Annotated in this window: 15 protein-coding genes; 6 read left to right on the top strand and 9 right to left on the bottom strand. The window is 69.0% G+C overall.

Translation table 11 applies throughout. The features are described 5' to 3' along the window. Nucleotides 1-8: 8 nt before the first annotated feature. Entirely contained in the window at nucleotides 9-1,589 is a 1,581-nt protein-coding gene (locus EKE94_RS09800) for a lysine--tRNA ligase (protein WP_127906436.1), read from the top strand. 207 nt (nucleotides 1,590-1,796) lie between these two features. On the opposite strand, the gene EKE94_RS09805 is transcribed toward EKE94_RS09800, so the two are convergent. Next, entirely contained in the window at nucleotides 1,797-3,170 is a 1,374-nt protein-coding gene (locus EKE94_RS09805; protein ID WP_127906437.1) for an aspartate aminotransferase family protein, read from the bottom strand. 319 nt (nucleotides 3,171-3,489) lie between these two features. Between EKE94_RS09805 and EKE94_RS09810 the strand changes: the two genes are divergently transcribed. Both EKE94_RS09810 and argE read left to right on the top strand, forming a co-directional pair. Next, entirely contained in the window at nucleotides 3,490-4,680 is a 1,191-nt protein-coding gene (locus tag EKE94_RS09810; RefSeq protein ID WP_127906438.1) for a M24 family metallopeptidase, read from the top strand. Then, nucleotides 4,667-5,860, top strand: coding sequence for an acetylornithine deacetylase (gene argE / locus EKE94_RS09815; protein WP_235855972.1), 1,194 nt, complete (start codon nucleotides 4,667-4,669; stop codon nucleotides 5,858-5,860). Before EKE94_RS09810 ends, argE begins: the two co-directional genes overlap by 14 nt. Nucleotides 5,861-6,096: 236 nt before the next feature. Here argE and dnaE read toward each other — a convergent pair whose 3' ends face one another. Beyond that, nucleotides 6,097-9,636 carry a DNA polymerase III subunit alpha gene (dnaE, locus tag EKE94_RS09820; protein WP_127906439.1) on the bottom strand — a complete coding sequence of 1,180 codons (3,540 nt, stop codon included), beginning with the start codon at nucleotides 9,634-9,636 and terminating at the stop codon, nucleotides 6,097-6,099. A 119-nt stretch (nucleotides 9,637-9,755) separates the two neighbouring features. Next, entirely contained in the window at nucleotides 9,756-10,886 is a 1,131-nt protein-coding gene (locus tag EKE94_RS09825; RefSeq protein WP_127906440.1) for an S-(hydroxymethyl)glutathione dehydrogenase/class III alcohol dehydrogenase, read from the bottom strand. A 109-nt stretch (nucleotides 10,887-10,995) separates the two neighbouring features. Between EKE94_RS09825 and EKE94_RS18655 the strand changes: the two genes are divergently transcribed. Then, entirely contained in the window at nucleotides 10,996-11,277 is a 282-nt protein-coding gene (locus EKE94_RS18655; RefSeq protein ID WP_164870881.1) for an I78 family peptidase inhibitor, read from the top strand. A gap of 55 nt (nucleotides 11,278-11,332) precedes the next feature. Here the strand turns inward: EKE94_RS18655 and EKE94_RS09835 are convergent, their stop codons facing one another. Genes EKE94_RS09835 through EKE94_RS09850 form a run of 4 tightly spaced genes read right to left on the bottom strand, consistent with a single transcriptional unit; the run spans nucleotide 11,333 to nucleotide 14,778 of the window. Continuing rightward, nucleotides 11,333-12,127: an SDR family NAD(P)-dependent oxidoreductase gene (locus EKE94_RS09835; protein WP_127906442.1), complete on the bottom strand. Its 795-nt coding sequence runs from the start codon at nucleotides 12,125-12,127 to the stop codon at nucleotides 11,333-11,335. Then, nucleotides 12,124-12,918, bottom strand: coding sequence for an SDR family NAD(P)-dependent oxidoreductase (locus EKE94_RS09840; protein ID WP_127906443.1), 795 nt, complete (start codon nucleotides 12,916-12,918; stop codon nucleotides 12,124-12,126). Before EKE94_RS09840 ends, EKE94_RS09835 begins: the two co-directional genes overlap by 4 nt. Beyond that, a complete protein-coding gene (locus EKE94_RS09845) occupies nucleotides 12,918-14,102 on the bottom strand; it encodes a zinc-dependent alcohol dehydrogenase (protein ID WP_127906444.1) in 1,185 nt (394 codons plus the stop codon). The genes EKE94_RS09840 and EKE94_RS09845 overlap by 1 nt, the downstream gene beginning before the upstream one ends. A gap of 13 nt (nucleotides 14,103-14,115) precedes the next feature. After that, nucleotides 14,116-14,778: an SRPBCC family protein gene (locus tag EKE94_RS09850; protein ID WP_127906445.1), complete on the bottom strand. Its 663-nt coding sequence runs from the start codon at nucleotides 14,776-14,778 to the stop codon at nucleotides 14,116-14,118. 234 nt (nucleotides 14,779-15,012) lie between these two features. On the opposite strand from EKE94_RS09850, the gene EKE94_RS09855 reads away from it, so the two are divergent. Both EKE94_RS09855 and EKE94_RS09860 read left to right on the top strand, forming a co-directional pair. After that, complete coding sequence (locus EKE94_RS09855) at nucleotides 15,013-16,686, top strand: Y-family DNA polymerase (protein ID WP_127906446.1); 1,674 nt, start codon at nucleotides 15,013-15,015, stop codon at nucleotides 16,684-16,686. 298 nt (nucleotides 16,687-16,984) lie between these two features. After that, complete coding sequence (locus EKE94_RS09860) at nucleotides 16,985-17,332, top strand: DUF2794 domain-containing protein (protein ID WP_127906883.1); 348 nt, start codon at nucleotides 16,985-16,987, stop codon at nucleotides 17,330-17,332. A 112-nt stretch (nucleotides 17,333-17,444) separates the two neighbouring features. On the opposite strand, the gene EKE94_RS09865 is transcribed toward EKE94_RS09860, so the two are convergent. Then, nucleotides 17,445-18,320, bottom strand: coding sequence for a C40 family peptidase (locus tag EKE94_RS09865; protein ID WP_127906447.1), 876 nt, complete (start codon nucleotides 18,318-18,320; stop codon nucleotides 17,445-17,447). Then, nucleotides 18,317-19,693: a leucyl aminopeptidase family protein gene (locus tag EKE94_RS09870; protein WP_127906448.1), complete on the bottom strand. Its 1,377-nt coding sequence runs from the start codon at nucleotides 19,691-19,693 to the stop codon at nucleotides 18,317-18,319. Before EKE94_RS09870 ends, EKE94_RS09865 begins: the two co-directional genes overlap by 4 nt. Nucleotides 19,694-20,042: the final 349 nt, after the last annotated feature.

The following is a 20,042-nucleotide window of genomic DNA, read 5'->3' on the forward strand; positions in this document are numbered from 1 at the left end:
CTGCCCCCATGTCCGATCTGCGTGATGCCGCGATGCGCTCCAAAGCCTGGCCCTTCGAAATGGCGCGCCAGCTTGCGAAACGCTACGATGCCGCACCGCCGGAAAAGGGCCACGTCCTGTTCGAGACCGGCTACGGCCCCTCGGGCCTGCCGCATATCGGCACCTTCGGCGAGGTCGCGCGCACCACGATGATCCGCCGCGCGTTCGAGGCGATTTCCGACATTCCGACCCGGCTGATCTGCTTCTCCGACGACATGGACGGCATGCGCAAGGTGCCCGAGAACGTCCCCCAGCAGGAGATGATGCGCGAGAACCTGCAGCTCCCGCTGACCTCGGTGCCCGACCCCTTCGGCACGCATGACAGCTTCGGCGACCACAACAACGCCATGCTGCGCCGGTTTCTCGATACCTTCGGGTTCGAGTACGAATTCGTCTCGGCCACCGAGTTCTACAAGTCCGGGCAGTTCGACGACACGCTGCTGCGCGCGTGCGAGCGTTACGACGATATCATGCACGTGATGCTGGCCAGCCTGCGCGAGGAACGGCAGCAAAGCTATTCCTGCTTCCTGCCGATCCACCCCGAGACGGGGCGCGTTCTCTACGTCCCGATCAAGCACGTGGATGCCAAGGACGGCACCGTCACCTTCGACGACGAGACCGGCCGCGAATGGACCCTGCCCGTGACGGGCGGCAACGTGAAGCTGCAGTGGAAGCCCGATTTCGGCGCCCGCTGGGCCGCGCTCGACGTCGATTTCGAGATGTACGGCAAGGACCATTCGACCAACACGCCGATCTACGACCGCATCTGCGAGATCCTTGGCGGGAAGAAGCCCGAGCACTTCACCTACGAGCTGTTTCTCGACCAGCATGGCGAGAAGATCTCGAAATCCAAGGGCAACGGCCTCACGATCGACGAGTGGCTGACCTACGCGTCCACCGAATCGCTCAGCTACTTCATGTACCAAAAGCCGAAGACGGCAAAGCGGATGTATTTCGACGTCATCCCGCGGGCGATGGACGAATATCACCAGCAGCTGCGCGCCTATCCCGACCAGGACTGGGACAAGCGGCTGGCCAACCCGGTGCACCACATCCACTCGGGCGACGTCCCCGAAAGCCGGATGGTCGTGCCCTTCTCGATGCTGCTGAACCTCGCCAGCGTCTCGGGTGCGACGGACAAGGACGGGCTCTGGGGCTTCATCCGCCGCTACGCGCCCGACGCAAGCCCCGAAACGCACCCCGACCTCGACGCCGCGGCAGGCTATGCGGTGCGCTACTTCCAGGACTTCGTGGCGCCCGAACGGCAGTTCCGCACGCCCGAGCCGCAGGAGCGCGCCGCGCTCGAAGACCTCGCCACCCGCCTGCGCGCCTGGGACGGCGGGCTCGACGCGGAAGAGCTTCAATCCATGGTCTTCGCGGTCGGCAAGGACCACGGGTTCGAGCCGCTTCGCGACTGGTTCAGGGCGCTCTACGAAACCCTGCTGGGGCAAAGCCAGGGGCCCCGCTTCGGCGGCTTCATCGCGCTTTACGGGGTCGAGGAGACCATCGCCCTGATCGACGCAGCCCTGGCTGACCGCCTGACCGCCTGACCCGGCGGGCGGGACCGCACCACCCCGCCCGCCTTTGCACCCATCCCCCCGTCGCCCCCGGCCCGCGCCGCCGAAGGCGCCCCCACCGACGCCCCCCTTCTTCTCTTTCAGAAATACTCCCGCCGGAGGCACGAGAGCCGCCCCCTGGGGGGCGGCTCTCAAAATGGATGGCGTGCGCCGCAAGGCGCGCAATTTTGCTATATCAGCTCACCGCGGCAGGATCTGCTCCACCGCGCGGACCGTCGCCGCGACGATCTGGTCCGCCTCCTCCCGGGTCAGGCAGAATGGCGGGGCGTAGCCCAGGATGTCGCCCTGCGGCATCGCCCGCGCGATCACCCCGTCCGAGGCCATGGCCGCCGACAGCCGCATCCCCACCTTCTCGGAGGCATCGAAGGCCTCGTGCGGGTCGCGGCTCTTCACGAACTCGACGGCGGTCAGCAGACCCTCGCCGCGGACCTCGCCCACGTTGGGATGGGCACCCAGCGCCTCGCGCATAGTCTGCGTCAGGTAGGGCCCCACCTCGCCCGCGTTCGCGACGAGGTTCAGCTCGTCCAGCAGCCTGAGGTTCGCCACCCCGGCCGCGGCGCCGATCGGGTGGGCCGAGTAGGTCCAGCCATGCCCGATCACGCCGAATTCGTCCGTGCCCTGCTCCAGCACCTTCCAGACCTTGTCGCCGATGATCGACCCCGACAGCGGCGCATAGGCCGACGTCAGGCCCTTGGCGATGGTGATGATGTCGGGCTTGATCCCGTAGTGATCGCTGCCGAACATCGTGCCCAGCCGGCCGAAGCCCGTCACCACCTCGTCGGCGATCAGCAGGATGTCGTGCTTGCTCAGCACGGCCTGGATCGCGTCCCAGTAACCCGCGGGCGGGGGCACGATTCCGCCGGTGCCGAGCACCGGCTCGCCGATGAAGGCGGCGATGGTGTGGGCGCCCTCGGCCTCGATCAGCTCTTCCAGCTTGGCAGCGCAGTCGGCGACGAAGTCGGCCTCGGACATCGCGCGGTCGGCTCGGCGGAAGTAATAGGGCGCCTCGGTATGCAGGATCGGCGACAGCGGCAGGTCGAACTTCTTGTGGTAAAGCTCGAGCCCCGTCAGCGACCCCGACACCAGCCCCGAGCCGTGATAGCCGCGCCAGCGCGAGATGATCTTCTTCTTCTCGGGCAGCCCGCGGATATTGTTGTAATACCAGACGAGCTTGATGTTGGTCTCGTTCGCGTCCGATCCGCCAAGCCCGAAATAGACCTTCGACATGCCCGAGGGCGCGCGGTCCAGCACCATCTTCGACAGCGTGATCGACGCCTCGGTGCCGTGGCCGACATAGGAATGGTAATAGGCCAGCTCATGCGCCTGGGCGGCGATCGCCTCGGCAATCTCGGTGCGGCCATAGCCCACGTTCACGCAGTAAAGCCCCGCAAAGGCGTCGAGCATGCGCTTGCCGTCGCGGTCCTCGATGAACACGCCCTTGCCCTTCTGGATCACCCGCGTCGGCGTCTCGCCGCGCGCATGCTGGGCCAGGTGGGTCGAGGGGTGAAAGAAATTCTCGCGGTCCCAGGCGGCTAGCTCGTCGTTTCTCAGCATCGGGTGTCCTTTCGGGTCTCGGTCGTGTGTCGCGTGTCGTGTCGGGGGCCGGGTCCCGCCCGGCGCGGCACCCTCGCCTTGCGCGGGTAGCGGCCCGGATCGCCCGGGGACGCGGTCGATGGCCCCGGCGGTCGGGCAAGGTCTCTTCGTTTCGCACAAACCGGCAGCCCCGCATGGCGGGACGCGCCGCATCTCGAAGCAGATGGAGGGACGCGCGGCGGCCAAAGTCAACCCGCGACCCCACGCGGCCCGCCCCGGACTTGACCGACGCGCCCGTCGGCGCCACCCCTAGGGGTAGAGTGCAACAGGAGATCCAGCCATGCCAGCCGCGCCCGAAAAACTGCCCTTCTCCCGCGGCGAATACGACCGCCGGCTGTCGCTGGTGCGTGCGGCGATGGACGCGCGCGGGCTGGACCTTCTGTTCGTCGAGGATCCGTCGAACATGGCGTGGCTCACGGGATACGACGGGTGGTCCTTCTACGTGCATCAGGGCGTCGTGATCCTCCCCGATGCCGATCCGCTGTGGTGGGGCCGCAACCAGGATGCCAACGGCGCCGTGCGCACCTGCTGGATGGGCGACGACCGTGTCCGCCCCTACCCCGACCCCTACGTCCAGTCGACCGAGCGCCACCCGATGCAGCACCTGGGTGCGCTCCTGCGCGAAATCGCCCCAGGCGCCCGGCGCGTCGGGGTCGAGATGGACAACTACTACTTTTCCGCCAAGGCCTACCTGACGCTGAAGGAAACCCTGACCGAGGCCGAGCTGATCGATGCCACGGCCCTGGTCAACTGGCAACGCGCGGTGAAATCGGACGAGGAGCTCGCCTTCATGCACCGCGCCGCCCGGATCTCGGAAAAGGCGGTCGACGGCGTGCTCGAGCGGGTCGAACCGGGCATGGCCAAGAACGCGCTGGTGGCCGAGATCTACGGCGACATCATCCGCGGCGCGGGGGACGACTGGGGCGACTACCCCGCGATCGTGCCGCTGCTGCCATCGGGGTCCGACGCCGCCGCGCCGCACCTCACCTGGGACGGCGCCGCGTTCCAGAGGGGCGAGGCCACGTTCTTCGAGCTTGCGGGCTGCTACCGCCGCTACCACGTGCCGCTCTGCCGCACCGTGTTCCTGGGCGACCCGCCTGACCACATCCGCCGCGCCGAGGCGGCGCTGATCAAGGGGCTGAAAGCCGGGCTTGAAGCCGCGCGCCCGGGCAACCGCGCCTGCGACATCGCCAATGCGCTGGCCCGCCCGCTGGAGGCCGCGGGCATCGAACGCGGCGCGCGCTGCGGCTATCCGGTGGGCCTGTCCTACCCGCCCGACTGGGGCGAGCGCACCATTTCGCTGCGCCCCGAGGACGAGACTATCCTGCAGCCCGGCATGACCTTCCACTTCATGCCCGGGCTCTGGATGAAGGACTGGGGGATCGAGATCACCGAAACCATCCTGATCGCCGAGGACGGGCCCGCCCGCACCTTCTGCGACCGGCCGCGGAGGATGCATGTCAAACCCTGAGACGACGCCGGAGCGGATGCTGGCCGACACCATCGATATTCTCCGCGATCTCATCGCCTTTCCGACCGTGTCGTCCGACAGCAACCTCGGGCTGATCGTCCACCTCGCCGCGCGGCTGACGGACGCCGGCGCGCGGGTCGAGCTGATGCACGACGAGACCGGGCAGAAGGCGAACCTTTTCGCGACGCTGGGCCCCGAGGGCGATGGCGGCATCGTGCTGTCGGGCCATACCGACGTGGTGCCGGTGGCCGAGCAGGAATGGAGCACCGACCCCTTCGAGATGACCGAACGCGACGGCCGTCTCTACGGCCGCGGCAGCTGCGACATGAAGGGCTTCCTGGCCTGCTGCCTTGCCGCGCTGCCGCTGTGGTCGGGGCGCGATCTGGCGCGGCCGCTGCATTTCGCCTTCACCTACGACGAAGAGGTCGGCTGCGTGGGCGCCATGGCGCTGGCCGCGCAGCTGGCCGGGCGCGGACTCCGGCCGGCGATGGCGCTGGTGGGCGAACCCACCGGCATGGCAATCATCGACGGCCACAAGGGGGTCGACGAATACACGGTCGAATTCACCGGGCTCGAAGGCCACGGATCGGCGCCCGACAGGGGCGTGAACGCGGGCGAGTACGCGGTGCGCTACGTCGCCCGCCTGCTGGAGCTGCGTGAAGAGCTGAAGACCCGCGCGCCCGAGGGATCGCCCTTCGATCCGCCGCATTCGACGCTGAACCTCGGGCGGATCTCGGGGGGCGTGGCGCATAACGTCATCATCGGGCGGGCCGAGGTCGAATGGGACCTGCGCCCGGTCCAGGGCGCCGACCGCGACTTCGTGCGTGACGCATTGGACCGGCTGGTCCGCGACGACCTTCTGCCCGCGATGCGCGCGGTGGCGCCGGATGCGGACATCGTCACCCACGTGATCGGCCAGACCGTGGGGCTGGAGCCGCGCGCGCACAACGCCGCGCGCGATCTTCTGGCCGGGAGCACCGGGCGCAACGGCACCGAAACCGCGGCCTTCGGCACCGAGGCGGGGATCTTTCAGCAGACCGGAATGGACGTCGCGGTCTGCGGCCCCGGCGACATCGCGCAGGCGCACAAGCCCGACGAATACGTCGAGATCGCCGAGCTGGCGCGGTGCCTCGACATGCTGCGCGGGTTGACGCCGTACCTGATCCGCAGCGGCGGCTGACCGGGCCCGGCCTGCCCCGCGCCCGCCTGCCCGCACCTGCCTGTCCCCCGCATGCCCCCTGGCCGCCCATCCCGCCTTGCGGCCTTCTGCGCCGACCTCAGCGAGGATGGCCCGAGGGGGCCGGGCAACATCCACCGCGTCCCTCCGGGCGCGGATCACGCCTTGCAAGCGTCTTGGCCCACCGTGGCGCCGACGGTCTGCCGGAAAGGACAGGTGGGGGAAAGAAGCGGTGCGGTCTAGATATCCTCGACCGTCACCACGCCCGCCATCGACTTGATCGCGCCCTTGATCTGCGGCGTCACCGGGAACTCGGCGCCCAGGTCCATCTCGACCTCGCCCGGCAGATCGGGGTGCATCAGGCACAGGTTGATCGGCCCCCGCGCCGCGCGCCGGCCCTTCTGCTCTTCTCGGGCACGGTCGAGCAGCGTGGCCACGGCGGCGATCGCCGCCTCGGCATCGACGAAGACGCGCAGCCCCATGCCGCCGGCATCCGCCACCGCCGCGTCGATCGGCGCGACGGACCGGCACAGCAACTTCAGCTGCTCGGATTCCATCGTCGCCTCGACCTGGATCACGACGTTCGACCCGGGCTCCAGATGCTCGCGCGAGGTGTCCAGCGTGTCCGAGAACACCATCACCTCGTAAAGCCCGGTGGGATCCGACAGCGACACGAAGGCAAAGCGGTTGCCGCGCGCCGACTTCCTCTCCTGCTTGGCCGAGACCGAGCCCGACAGCTTGGCCACCATCGGGCCGCGCGCGGCCTCGCGCGTGACCTCTTCGATCGTCTTGATGCCCTTGCGCTTCAAGGGCGCCATGTAGTCGTCCAGCGGATGTCCCGAGAGGTAGAAGCCGATGGCCTTGTGCTCTTCGGACAGCTTCTCGGTCGGCAGCCAGTCGGCCACGGGGTGCAGCCGCGGCTCGGGCAGGTCCTCGCCCGCCTCGCCGAACAGCGACACCTGGGCCGAGGATTTCTGGTCGTGGATCGCGCCGGAATAGGCGGCCAGCGCATCCAGCGCGGCAAAGACCCGGGCCCGGTTCGGATCCAGCTCGTCGAATGCACCGGCCCGGGCCAGCATTTCCAGCGGGCGCTTGCCGATGCGCCGCAGGTCGACCCGGCGGGCGAAATCGTAAAGCGTGGCAAAGGGGCGTTCGGCACCCGGCACGTCCCCGTCGCGCGACGCCGTCCGCGCCTCGACGATCAGGCGCATCGCCTCGACGCCCACGTTCTTGAGCGCCCCCAGCGCGTAATGCACACGCCCGTCCTTGACCGAGAACATCGCCTGCGAGCGGTTCACGCAGGGCGGCACGATTTCAAGCTTCAGGCCCCGGCGCACCTCTTCGGCATAGATCGCCAGCTTGTCGGTGAGGTGCATGTCGCAGTTCATGACGCCGGCCATGAACTCGACCGGGTGGTTCGCCTTCAGCCACGCGGTCTGGTAGCTGACCACGGCATAGGCGGCGGCGTGGGACTTGTTGAAGCCGTAGTTCGCGAACTTGTCGAGCAGGTCCCAGACTTCGCGCGCCTTCTTCTCGTCGACGCCGTTCTTCTTCGACCCTTCCAGGAACTTGGGCTTTTCGGCATCCATTGCGGCCTGGATCTTCTTGCCCATGGCGCGGCGCAGAAGGTCGGCGCCGCCGAGGCTGTAGCCCGCCATCTCCTGCGCGATCTGCATCACCTGTTCCTGGTAGACGATGATGCCCTGGGTTTCGTCCAGGATATGGTCGATCGAGGGGTGGATGCCCGCGCGTTTGCGCAGCCCGTTCTTGACCTCGCAATAGACGGGGATGTTCTCCATCGGCCCGGGCCGGTAGAGCGCGACAAGCGCCACGATATCCTCGACGCAGGTCGGCTTCATCCGCCGCAGCGCATCCATCATGCCCGTCGATTCAACCTGGAACACGGCGACCGTCTTGGCCGAGGCGTAAAGCTCGTAGGTCTTCTCGTCATCGAGCGGGATCAGGTTCATCTGGTTCTCGCCGCCTGGCGCCGGCTCGTAAAGCTCGGTGCCGTCGGCGGCGACGTGCAGCGGCCGGCCCGAAGCCAGGATCAGGTCGACGGCGTTCTGGATGACGGTCAGGGTCTTGAGGCCCAGAAAGTCGAACTTCACCAGCCCTGCCTGTTCGACCCACTTCATGTTGAACTGCGTGGCCGGCATGTCGGACCGCGGGTCGCGGTAGAGCGGCACCAGCTCATCGAGCGGCCGGTCGCCGATCACAACCCCGGCCGCGTGGGTCGAGGCGTTGCGCAACAGCCCCTCGACCTGCTGGCCGTAGGTCAGAAGGCGGTCGACGACCTCTTCGTTCTTCGCCGCCTCGCGCAGGCGCGGTTCATCCGCCAGCGCCTTTTCGATGCTGACGGGCTTCACGCCCTCCACGGGGATCATCTTGCTCAGCTTGTCGACCTGGCCATAGGGCAGCTGCAGCACCCGGCCCACGTCGCGCACCGCGGCCTTGGACAGAAGCGCGCCGAAGGTGATGATCTGCCCCACCTTGTCGCGGCCGTACTTGTCCTGCACGTAGCGGATCGTCTCCTCGCGCCGGTCCATGCAGAAGTCGATGTCGAAGTCCGGCATCGACACGCGTTCGGGGTTCAGGAAGCGTTCGAACAGCAGCGAATAGCGCAGCGGATCGAGGTCGGTGATGGTCAGCGCATAGGCCACGAGACTGCCGGCCCCCGACCCCCGACCCGGGCCGACCGGGATGTTCTGCTCTTTCGACCACTTGATGAAGTCGGCCACGATCAGGAAGTAGCCGGGAAAGCCCATGCCCTCGATAATGCCAAGCTCGAATTCCAGCCGCTTCTCGTAGTCCTCGACAGGGGCGGCGTGGGGGATGACGGCCAGCCGTGCCTCAAGCCCCTCTTTCGCCTGGCGGCGCAGTTCCTCGACCTCGTCATCGGCAAAGCGCGGCAGGATCGGCGGGCGCTTGGCGACCGAAAAGGCGCAACGGCGGGCGATCTCGACGGTATTTTCCAGCGCCTCGGGCAGGTCGGCAAACAGCGCGGCCATCTCGGCCGGCGACTTGAAGTAGTGCTGCGGCGTCAGGCGGCGACGCGGGTCCTGCTGGTCGACATAGGCGCCCTCGGCGATGCAGATCAGCGCGTCGTGCGCCTCGTACATCTTGGACTGCGGAAAGTAGACGTCGTTCGTGGCGACCAGAGGCAGCTCCATCGCGTAGGCCATTTCGACATGGCCCTGCTCGGTCGCGCGTTCGGGGGTAGGCAGGCCGCCCGAATCCTCGGGGTGGCGCTGCAGTTCGACGTAAAGGCGTTGCGGATAGATCGCGGCCAGCCGGGTCATCAGCGCCTCGGCCTTGGGGCGGTGGCCCGCCCGCAAGAGCCGCCCCACCGGGCCGTCGGGGCCGCCGGTCAGGCAGATCAGCCCCTCGCCATACGTCTCGAGATCGGCCAGCGTGACGTTCGGCAACTCGCCCGGCTTTTCCAAATAGAGCGCCGAGTTCAGCTTCATCAGGTTCAGGTAGCCCGCCTCGCTCTGCGCCAGCAGGACGATGGGCGCGGGATCGCGCGGCTTCTCGCCCGGGGCGGCGGGGTCGTAGGCCAGGTCGACCTGGCAGCCGATGATCGGCTGGATCCCGGCATCGCGCGCGGCGACCGAGAATTCGAGCGCGGCGAAGAGGTTGTTGGTATCGGTCACCGCCACGGCGGGCATGCCCGCGGCGGCGGCCATGCCGGGCAGCTTCTTCAGCCGCACGGCCCCTTCCAGCAGCGAATATTCGGTGTGAAGGCGAAGGTGGATGAATCGCGGCGCATCTGTCATGGCGCCAAGCTATCCCAGCGGCGGGCCCGGGGGAATGGCCCTGACGCGCGGACACGGCCACGAAAAAGGCCCGCCCCCGTGTTCCGGAGGCGGGCCCTGCCGTCGCGCCGTGGCGCGGATCAGTAAAGGACGACCGAGCGGATCGATTCGCCTGCGTGCATCAGGTCGAAGCCCTTGTTGATCTCATCGAGCTTCAGGTGATGCGTGATCATCGGGTCGATCTCGATCTTGCCGTCCATGTACCAGTCGACGATCTTCGGCACGTCGGTCCGGCCACGGGCGCCGCCGAAGGCCGAGCCCTTCCAGACGCGACCGGTGACCAGCTGGAACGGCCGGGTCGAGATCTCGGCCCCCGCGGGCGCAACGCCGATCACGACAGACTGGCCCCAGCCGCGGTGCGCGCATTCCAGCGCCTGCCGCATCACGGTGACGTTCCCGGTGCAGTCGAAGGTATAGTCGGCGCCGCCGATCATGTCGCCCCGGCGCTTGGTCAGGTTGACGAGGTAGGGCACGATGTCCTCGCCGATCTCCTTGGGATTGACGAAGTGGGTCATCCCGAAGCGTTCGCCCCATTCCTTCTTGTCGTTGTTCAGGTCGACGCCGATGATCATGTCGGCGCCCGCCAGGCGCAGGCCCTGGATCACGTTCAGGCCGATCCCGCCCAGGCCGAAGACGACGGCGGTGGCGCCGGCCTCGACCTGCGCGGTGTGGATCACGGCGCCGACGCCCGTGGTCACGCCGCAGCCGATGTAGCAGATCTTGTCGAAGGGCGCGTCTTCACGCACCTTGGCCAGCGCGATCTCGGGCAGCACGGTGTGGTTGGCGAAGGTCGAGCAGCCCATGTAGTGAAACAGCGGATCGCCATCGAGCGTGGTGAACCGCGACGTCCCGTCTGGCATCAGGCCCTGGCCCTGGGTCGAGCGGATCGAGGTGCAGAGGTTGGTCTTCTGGCTCAGGCACGACGGGCATTCGCGGCACTCAGGCGTGTAAAGCGGGATCACGTGGTCGCCGGGCTTCACGCTGGTGACGCCTTCGCCGACCTCCATCACCACACCGGCGCCCTCGTGCCCGAGGATGGCGGGGAACAGCCCCTCGGGGTCGGCACCCGAGCGGGTGAATTCGTCGGTGTGGCAGATGCCGGTGGCCTTGATCTCGACCAGAACCTCGCCCGCGCGGGGGCCTTCGAGGTTCACGTCCATGACCTCAAGCGGCTTACCGGCTTCGGTGGCGACGGCTGCGCGGGTTCTCATGGGCTCTCTCCGTGTTTGGATCCTTCGTCAAAGCAGTGCCCAAGCCGGGGGCAGATTGCAACCGATCCAAGCAATGCTAGGTGTTGTGACGGATCCAAGGAGGCTTCCGATGAAACGTTCCATACTCTTCTGCACCGGGGCGCTGATGCTTGTCGCCGCGGCCTGCGATCCGATCGAGGACCCGAACGTCGGCCCGCCTGCGAGTGACGCCTGCGGCGCCGCGGGCTACCAGTCGCTGGTCGGCGCACCACTGGCCGCGGCCTCGCTGCCGGCCGACCTCGGCGCGCGGATCATCCATCCCGACACGATGGTCACGATGGACTACCGCGAAGATCGGCTGAATATCCGCGTCAACGACGCCGGCAGGATCACCGAGGTCTACTGCGGCTAGCGGACCCGACCGACTGCTCACCGGGCCCGCATCGGTCCGGTGAGCGGCGGGTGCCCTATTCCGGCTCTGCGCCGCGGCGGTGGATCTCGGCCAGCAGGCTTTGCGGCGCGACGCGGGACAGCATCGCGATCACCCGGGCGGTAAAGCCCGGCACCACGCCCCGTTCGCCCGCCATCAGCGCGTCATACCCCGCGCGCGCCACCATCACCGGATCGTCCTTGCTTTCGGACTGCGCGATCGGCGCGTCCTGCAACTTGTTGCCCTCGCGCTGAAAAATCGGCGTCTCGGTCGGTCCCGGCATGACGCAGGTCAAGGTCACGCCGTTGTCCCGCCATTCGTCCTGCAGCGCGTAGCTGAGCGAATCGAGATACGCCTTCGTCGCATCGTAGACCGCGTCGTAGGGCCCCGGGACGAAGCCGCCGATCGACCCGGTGACGAGGATCCGCCCTTCGCCCCGCGCCGCCATCTTGCGCCCGACCTTGTGCAGAAGAGTTGTGGTCTGCAGGATGTTCAGGTCGACCAACCGCTTGACGTCGCTCCACGCCTGTTCGTGGAACGCCTGGCCCAGTGCACGGCCCGCGTTGGCGAAGAAGAGGTCGATCTGCCGCCCCTCGATCTTGTGCCAGAAGGCAATGACGCCGTCGCGCGAAGACAGGTCGACCTGCATCGTCTCGACCTCTCCGCCGAGGCGCCGCAGCTTCTCGGCCGCCTGTTTCACCTTCGCCTCGTCGGCGCAGATGATCAGGGCATAGCCATCCTCGACCGCGCGGCGCGCCAGCTGGTAGCCGATGCCTGTCGAGCCGCCGGTGACGACGGCCAGCTTCCCCTCTCCGGGTTTCGCGCGGCTCATGATCTGCCCTCCGGTTCGGCCATGTTGCGGTGCATGCGGGCCAGGATGCTGTCGGGCACGATCCCCGAAAGCTGCGTCTGCACCTTGTTCATGAAGCCCGCGGTCACGCCGGAAGATCCCTTCTTCATCGCCTTCCAGCCCGTCCGCGCGACCATCGCCGCGTCGTCCTTGCCGTCGTCCTTGCCCACCGGCGTGTCCTGCATGTGGGCCCGGTCGAAGAACTCGGTCTCGGTCGGGCCGGGCATCAGGCAGGTGACGGTGACGCCGCTGCCCTCCAGCTCGGACCGGATGCCCCAGGAGAGGGTATCGAGATAGGCCTTCGACGCGTTGTAGACCGCCTGGAAACTGCCGGGAATGTTGCCCGCGACAGAGCCCGTGATCAGGATCCGCCCCGTGCCCTGCGGCCGCATCTTGTGCACCGCCCGGTGCAGGCAGGCCGTGGTGCCCGTGACGTTGAGGTGAATGACCTTCTCGATCTCGTCGAGGTCCTGGTCGAGGAAGGCATCGCCCAGTCCCCGCCCGGCATTGGCGCAGAAAAAGTCGATCCGACGCCCGCCGATGGCGTCGAACAACGCCGCGACCCCGTGCTCGGTCGCCAGGTCGGCCTTCACCGTCTCGACGGTCGCGCCGGTCTGGCGCAGCGTCGCGGCGGCGGTTTCGATCGCGTCCTCGTCGGCACAGATCAGCAGATCGCAGCCGTCTTCCGCCGCGCATTCCGCCAGTTCCAGCCCGATCCCGGTCGAGGCGCCGGTGATCACGGCGAAGGGTTTCACCTGCTCCTGCCCCGCCATCAGTTCGACTCCGTTCCGGGCTTGAGCACGACCTTGGTCCAGTCGTCCTGATTGTAGCGGAAGTTCTGGTAGCCGCGCGCAGCGTCCTCCAGCGGCAGGCGGTGCGAGATCAGGAAGGTCGTGTCGATCTCGCCTTCGCCGATCCGGTGCAGCAGCTCCTTGAGGTACTTCTGCACGTGGGTCTGGCCCCCGCGCAGCTGCAGCCCCTTTTCCATCATCGCACCCAGCGGCCACTTGTCGACGAACCCGCCGTAGACGCCGGGGATCGACACACGCCCGCCCTTGCGGCAGGCCAGGATCGCCTCGCGCAGGGCATGCGCGCTGTCTGCGCCCATGCCGACGTTCTGCTTGATGTTGTCCATCACCGTGTCGGGGGCGAAGCCGTGGCTTTCCATGCCCACCGCGTCGATCACCGCATCGGGACCGATGCCGCCCGACATCTCCATCAGCGCTTCCAGCACGTGGGTCTGCTTGAAATCGATGACCTCGGCCCCGAGTTTTTTCGCCAGCGCCAGGCGGTTGGGATACTCGTCGATGGCGATGACCTTGCCCGCGCCCATCAAAAGCGCCGACTGCACGGCGAAAAGTCCGACCGGACCGCAGCCCCAGACGGCGACCGTGTCGCCCTCTTCGATGTCGGCATTCACCGCGCCCTGCCATCCGGTCGGCAGGATGTCGGACAGAAACAGCACCTGGTCGTCGTCCAGCCCGTCGGGGATCACGATGGGCCCCACGTCGGAAAAGGGCACCCGGACGTATTCCGCCTGCCCGCCCGGATAGCCGCCCGTAAGGTGCGAATAGCCAAAGAGCGCCGACAGGGCATGTCCATAAAGCGGCTCGGTCAGGTCCTGCTTGTCCGCGGGGTTCGAGTTGTCGCAAGCCGAAAACTGCTGCTTCATGCAGTGAAAGCATTTGCCGCAGGAAATGGTGAAGGGCACCACCACCCGCTGCCCCTTCTGCAACGTCGACTCTGGCCCCGTCTCGACGACGCGGCCCATGAATTCATGCCCGAGGATATCGCCCGACATCATGCCGGGGATCACCCCGTCATAGAGATGGAGGTCCGATCCGCAGATCGCGGTCGAGGTCACCTCGAGGATGGCGTCGCGGGGGTTGATGATCTCGGGGTCTGGAACCGTCTCGACCCGGACGTCGTGCTTGCCCTGCCATGTGAGTGCGCGCATGGGTTAGCCCTCCTCAGGCCGATTTATGGTTGTGGTTGGTGGCGATCTCGCCCGTCTCCATCAGCATCTTGAAACGCTTGAGCTCGCGCCGGCCCTGCATCTGCGGTTCGGCCTGGAACAGCTTGGCCACAAGCCGCCCCAGTTCGCCCGCGGGCGGGATGTAGGCGATGATCGCCTCGACCTCGGTGCCGCGCCCGGCGGGCGCATCGCGAAAGCTGACCTTGCCCTCGGTGTCGATCTCGCTGGCATCGGTGGCGCGCCATGCGATCTGCTGGCCGGGACGATCCTCGACGATGCGGGTCTGCAGGCGCAGGTCGCGGAACGGGCCCGCGACGGTCCAGTCGGTGATGTCGCCCGCGACCGAGATGTCGCGCACGTTCTCCATGAATTTCGGCAGGTTGGCGAAGTCGCGCCAGAACTCGTAAAGCTCCTGCCTTGGCCGGGCGATGGTGACGGTGCGGCTGGCCACGGCATAGTCGCCAAAGCGGCCGGTCTTCGCCGTGCGCCCCGGGGCGCTGTCGGGCGGGCGATGCGCGACCTTGTTGCGCGTCGCCTGCTGGTAATAGGCATAGCCCGCGGCCCCCGCGACGGCGCCCACGCCCAGCGCCAGCCAGAGCGCATTCTGGTGGCTGGAGCCTTTGGTCCGATGCCGTTCGGGATGGGTCTCATTGTGCATGTGGCGGCCCTCCGCTGCCGGTTGCCTTTGGCGATGAGGCCCGGACGCGGTCAAATGTTCCCGCTGCGCGGGAAATTAGCGGCCAAGTTAAGCTGGTTTATGCCACGCCCTTCGGCCCTGATCCGGGCGCGCCGCTTCCCCCGCGTCGCCAGGCGCAAAGGGGACTCGACTCCGCCCCGTGGTGTCTGGCATGATCGAGCGAAACAGGAACATATTCCGGAGCTGCCCCGGGACATGCCCCAACGACGCATCCTTTCGCTGTGGTTTCCCCGCCTCGGCGCCGAACGGCTTTTGCGGGCCGAGCCCTTCTGGGCCGACGCCCCCTTTGCCATCGCCGCCGAGACGGGAAACACGCAGACCCTCTCCAGCCTCTCCGCCGCGGCCGAGGCGGCGGGGCTGCGCCGTGGCCAGCCCCTGCGCGATGCGCAGGCGATGTGCCCGGCGCTGGTCACCCGTGCGCGGGACCCGCGGGGCGAGGCGGCGTTTCTCGCAGCGCTGCGCCGCTGGGCGGGCCGGTTTTCGCCCTGGGTCGCCGAAGAGCCGCCCGATTCGCTGGTCATCGACCTGACCGGCTGCGCGCATCTCTTCGGGGGCGAGGTGGCGCTGACCCGGCAGATCGCGCAGGAGTGCATCGACCTGGGCCTGAGCGTGCAGACCGGCATCGCCGACACGCTGGGCGGGGCCTGGGCGCTGGCCCGCTATGCCGGGCGCGAGAGCGGGTCGCCCCGGTCCGGCGACGCCATCGACCAGGAGGCCCCCGCCACCCGGTCGCGCGCCGCCAAGCGGCGGCACTGGGAACGCGGCGGCACCGCGCCGCAGGCCACCACCGTTCCCGACGGCCCCGATGCCACCCTTCCGCGCATCGCCCCGCCGGGACAGACCCGCACCGCGCTGGCGCCCCTGCCGCTCGCGGCGCTGCGGCTCGACCCCGAGATGGTGGCCGAATTGTCGCGGCTGGGCCTGCGCCGGGTCTCCGAACTGGCGGGGCAGCCGCGCGCCGCGCTGGCCCGCCGCTTCGGGCGGCCATTGCTGCGGCGGCTGGACCAGGCGATGGGGGTCGACCCCGAACCCGTGGCCCCCGCCGCCGCACCCGTCAGCTTTGCCGTGCGGCTGACCCTGCCCGACCCCATCGGGCTGGAATCCGACCTGCTGGCCGCCATCGACCGGCTGCTGCCCGCGCTCTGCGCCAAGCTCAAGGCGCATGGGCTGGGCGCCCGGCGGATCCGGCTGGACTGCCAGCGTGCCGACGGTGGCCGGCAGGAGGCCGAGATCGGGCTGGCCCGCCCCGGGCAGGACCCCGACAGCATCCGCCCGTTGCTGGCGATCAGGCTGGACCGGATCGACGCGGGCTTCGGCATCGACATGATCCGGCTCGAGGCGCTGGTGACCGAGCCCCTTTCGGCGCGCCAGCATCGCGGCCACCTTGACGCCGCGGCGGACACCCACGCACAACTGGCCGCCCCTCCGCATGCGATGGCGGACCTGATCGGCCGGCTCGGCGCCCGCATCGGGCCCGAGGCGGTGACCCGCTGTCACCCCGCCAACAGCCACATCCCCGAAAAGGGCGCGCTGACGCTGGCCGCGGCATGGTCCGATCCCGCGCCGGGCCCGTGGCCCGCCCCGCCGGTGGCACGGCCGCTGCTGCTGTGGCCGCCCGAGCCGGTGCACGCTCCGGCCCTGCCCCGCCTGCCGGGCCGGTTTCGCTGGCGGCAGCGCGATTTCACCCCCGTGGCGGTGACGGGGCCGGAACGCATCGCGCCCGAATGGTGGCTGGACGATCCGGCCTGGCGGTCGGGGGTGCGGGACTACTGGCGCGTCACCTGCGCCTCGGGCGACAGGCTGTGGCTCTATTTCGCGCATGGCGGGTCGATGTCGCCGGGTTGGTTCTGCCAGGGCAGCTTTGCCTGACCCCGCCTCCGGCGGAACGCCCGGGGCCGCGCCAGGGGGGGGCGCCAGGGGGGTCGGCGACCGGCGATCTCGGCTTCGGCCTCTGACCCGGGGACCGAGGAAGATCCACGTCCCGGCGCCGCGGACAGGGTGGGGGCTGTTACGCCCGCGGCACCGGGACCAGCGATCTTCGCTGAGGTCTCCTTGATGCCATGTCATCATGGCTGCGGGCGGAAAAGGCCGGGGCCGGGGCGCGATGCTTCTGCGGCATTTTTCGGACAGGGTTGATTTCGGGTTTCCCCCGCGCCACCTTTCGGGGATGACGGTGCAAGGCCTTCCCCCCTTTCAGCCCGGCGCGCCGGAGCCTGAGCGCGTGACCTTCGACCGGTCCGAGCTGGGCGTGATCCTTGCGCTCTACGGACGCATGGTCGCCGCCGGCGAATGGCGCGACTACGGCATGTCGTTCCTGCGCGACGTCGCCGTGTTCTCGGTATTCCGGCGCACCGCGGAACATCCGCTCTACCGGATCGAGAAGCGTCCCAAGCTGCGCCAGCGGCAGGGGCTTTACGCGGTGATCGCCATGGACGGCCAGATCCTCAAGCGCGGGCACGACCTGAAAACGGTGCTGCGGGTGCTGGAACGCAAGCTGATCCGCGCCATCGACTGACCGGCCCCTTGCTGCGGGCAAGCCCAATCAGACCCGGCGCGACCTGACCGCGCGAACCGGCGCAGGGCCGGGCCCGGCCGCGGCACGTCTCTGCGGCACGGTCGTTGCGGGTTCAGACCCTGCGGCGCGTGGTGACCTCGCCCCCGCCCTGAGCCGAGATGCGCGCGCAGGCGTCCGCATACCCCTCGTAGGCCACGGCCATCGCGTGGGCATTGGCGTGCAGCAGCCGGGTATCGTCGGCCATGATCGCAACATGCCCCTTCCAGAACACCAGATCGCCCCGCCGCGGAGCGGCGTCCGGAGCCAGTGCCGTGCCCACCACCTGCTCCTGCAGATCGCTGTCGCCCGGGCAGGCCAGCCCCGCCGCAAGGGCCGAGACCTGAACCAGCCCCGAGCAATCGATGCCCCAGCCGGTATTCCCGGCCCAGAGGTAGGGCGTGCCGAGAAACCGCTCGGCCTCGGCCACCCGGTCCGGCGCGGGCGTGACAAGCGGGCGCAGATGGGATTCGGGCACCATGCCGCGCCAGCCCCCCGCCGCCACCGCGACCCAGCCCGCGGCCCCGCCACCCGTCGCCCCCGTGGCTCCGGTCGTCTTGCCCTCGGTCACCCGCCGCAGGCGCGCGCCGTAGGGCAGCGCCAGAAGCGGCGGGCGCTTGAGGTCGGGCGCGGGGTAGAGATGGGTCTGCCGGACCGCCACCGCATGGTCCGCGTCGACCGGCGCCCCCAGCGCCGCCTCGGCCACGTAGCCGCAATAGCCGTCCTTCGCAGACTCGACAAAGGCCCACCCCCCGCGCCGTTCGTACACCGTGACCGCATCGCCGAAGATCAGCTCGCGGTCGCGCGGGCCGTGGGGCGCGGCGTGCAGAAAGGCCTGGGGCCGCGCCACTGCCGCCGCGACGCCCGCGACAAAGCTGGCGGCCGCGACCTGCCCGCGCAGGCGCAACGCGGCAACGCGGCCATTGGCCGGGGTCAGGCGCCGGTCGCTCACAGTCCCAGCGCCCGCGGCAGGGCCTGCAGAAGCGCCCGTGCCCCCTGCCCCACGCCGCCCTTGGGCCGGCCGGGGGCCGCGGTCGGCTGCCAGCCGTAGATGTCGAAATGCAGGTACGATTCGGGCGCGAAGCGTCGCAGGAACAGCGCCGCGGTGATCGATCCGGCAAAGCCGCCCTTGGGCGCGTTGTCCAGATCGGCGATCCCGGGCTCCAGCATCGTCTCGTACGGGTCCCAGAACGGCATGCGCCACACCGGGTCGGCCGCCCGCGTGCCCGCCTCGGACAGCACGCCGGCCAAGGTGTCGTCACCGGTGTAGAAGGGGGCGAGGTCGGGGCCCACCGCGACCCGCGCGGCCCCCGTCAGCGTCGCCATCGACACGGTCAGCGCGCTCTCTTCCTCGGCGGCGAGGGCCAGCGCGTCGGCCAGCACCAGCCGCCCCTCGGCATCGGTGTTGTTGATCTCGACGGTCAAACCCTTGCGCGAGGTCAGGATGTCGCCGGGCCGGAACGCCCCGCCCGACACCGCATTCTCGACCGCCGGGATCAGCACCCGCAGGCGCAACGGCAGCTTCAGCGCCATGATCGTGCGGGCCAGCCCCAGCACGGTGGCTGCGCCGCCCATGTCCTTTTTCATCAGAGCCATCGAGCTTCCGGGTTTGAGGTTCAGGCCGCCGGTGTCGAAACACACGCCCTTGCCGACCAGCGTCAGCAACGGCCCTGCGTCGCCCCAGCGCATCTCGACCAGGCGCGGCTGGGTCGCGGCGGCGCGGCCCACGGCGTGGATCATGGGAAAGCCCTCGGTCAGCAGATCGTCGCCCAGAACCGTGGTGGTGCCGGCGCCGAATTCCTGCGCCAGCGATTCGACCGCCGCCTGCAGCGCGTCGGGCCCCATGTCGCAGGCGGGCGTGTTGATCAGGTCGCGGGTCAGCGCCTCGCCCGCGGCGATCGCCTCGATCCGCGCGGCATCGCAGCCCCGGGGCGCGACCAGCTGCGCCCCCGGGGCGGTCTGGGCGGCGTAACGGTCAAAGCGGTAGCCTTCGAGCAGCCAGCCAAGGGCGGCCTCGTCGCGCGCCTCTTCGGGCATCTCCTCCGCAATCTCCCAGTCGCCGGCGGGCAGCGCCGCGCGCACCCGGGCGAGGACAAAGCGTTCGCGGCGCCGGGCCTCGGGGCTGCCCAGCCCGGCGACGGCCGCGGCGGGCCCGTCCTCGCCCGGGATCAGCGCAACCTGCCCGGGCTTGGCCGCAAACCCGGTGGCGGTGACAAAGGCACGGGCGGCGGCATCGAGCCCGCCCAGAAACGCGTCGAGATCCTCGGGTGCGACAAGGTGAAGCGGGCGCGCGGCGTCGGACGGGGCGGCAAAGGTCAGGGTCATGCGGCTGGGGGCTTTCGATATGCGGAACGGTCGGGCGCGATCCTACGCCTCGTGCGCCCACCGGCAAGCCCGGCCGGCAAAAACCCGTGACCTCCGGCGAGCGGCCGCGGAGAACCAGCACAGAGCCGCCGGATGTCGAAAGCAGATGGCAGGATTCGTGGCGGACCGTGAGCCGTGGCGGCGCCTGGCGTCATCTCACCGCGCCGCCCGGGCAGGACGCCGCGGCCTACCCTCTTGGCCCGAAGCTTCGCGTCTCCGATGGGCCGGGGCACGGCCAAGAGCTCTGACCGAAAATGCCGACCGGGCTTTCTGGCGGAACCGACCCGACCGACACGGCCTGGAGGACCGG

Source organism: Mesobaculum littorinae (assembly GCF_004011175.1).
GTDB classification, from domain to species: domain Bacteria; phylum Pseudomonadota; class Alphaproteobacteria; order Rhodobacterales; family Rhodobacteraceae; genus Tranquillimonas; species Tranquillimonas littorinae.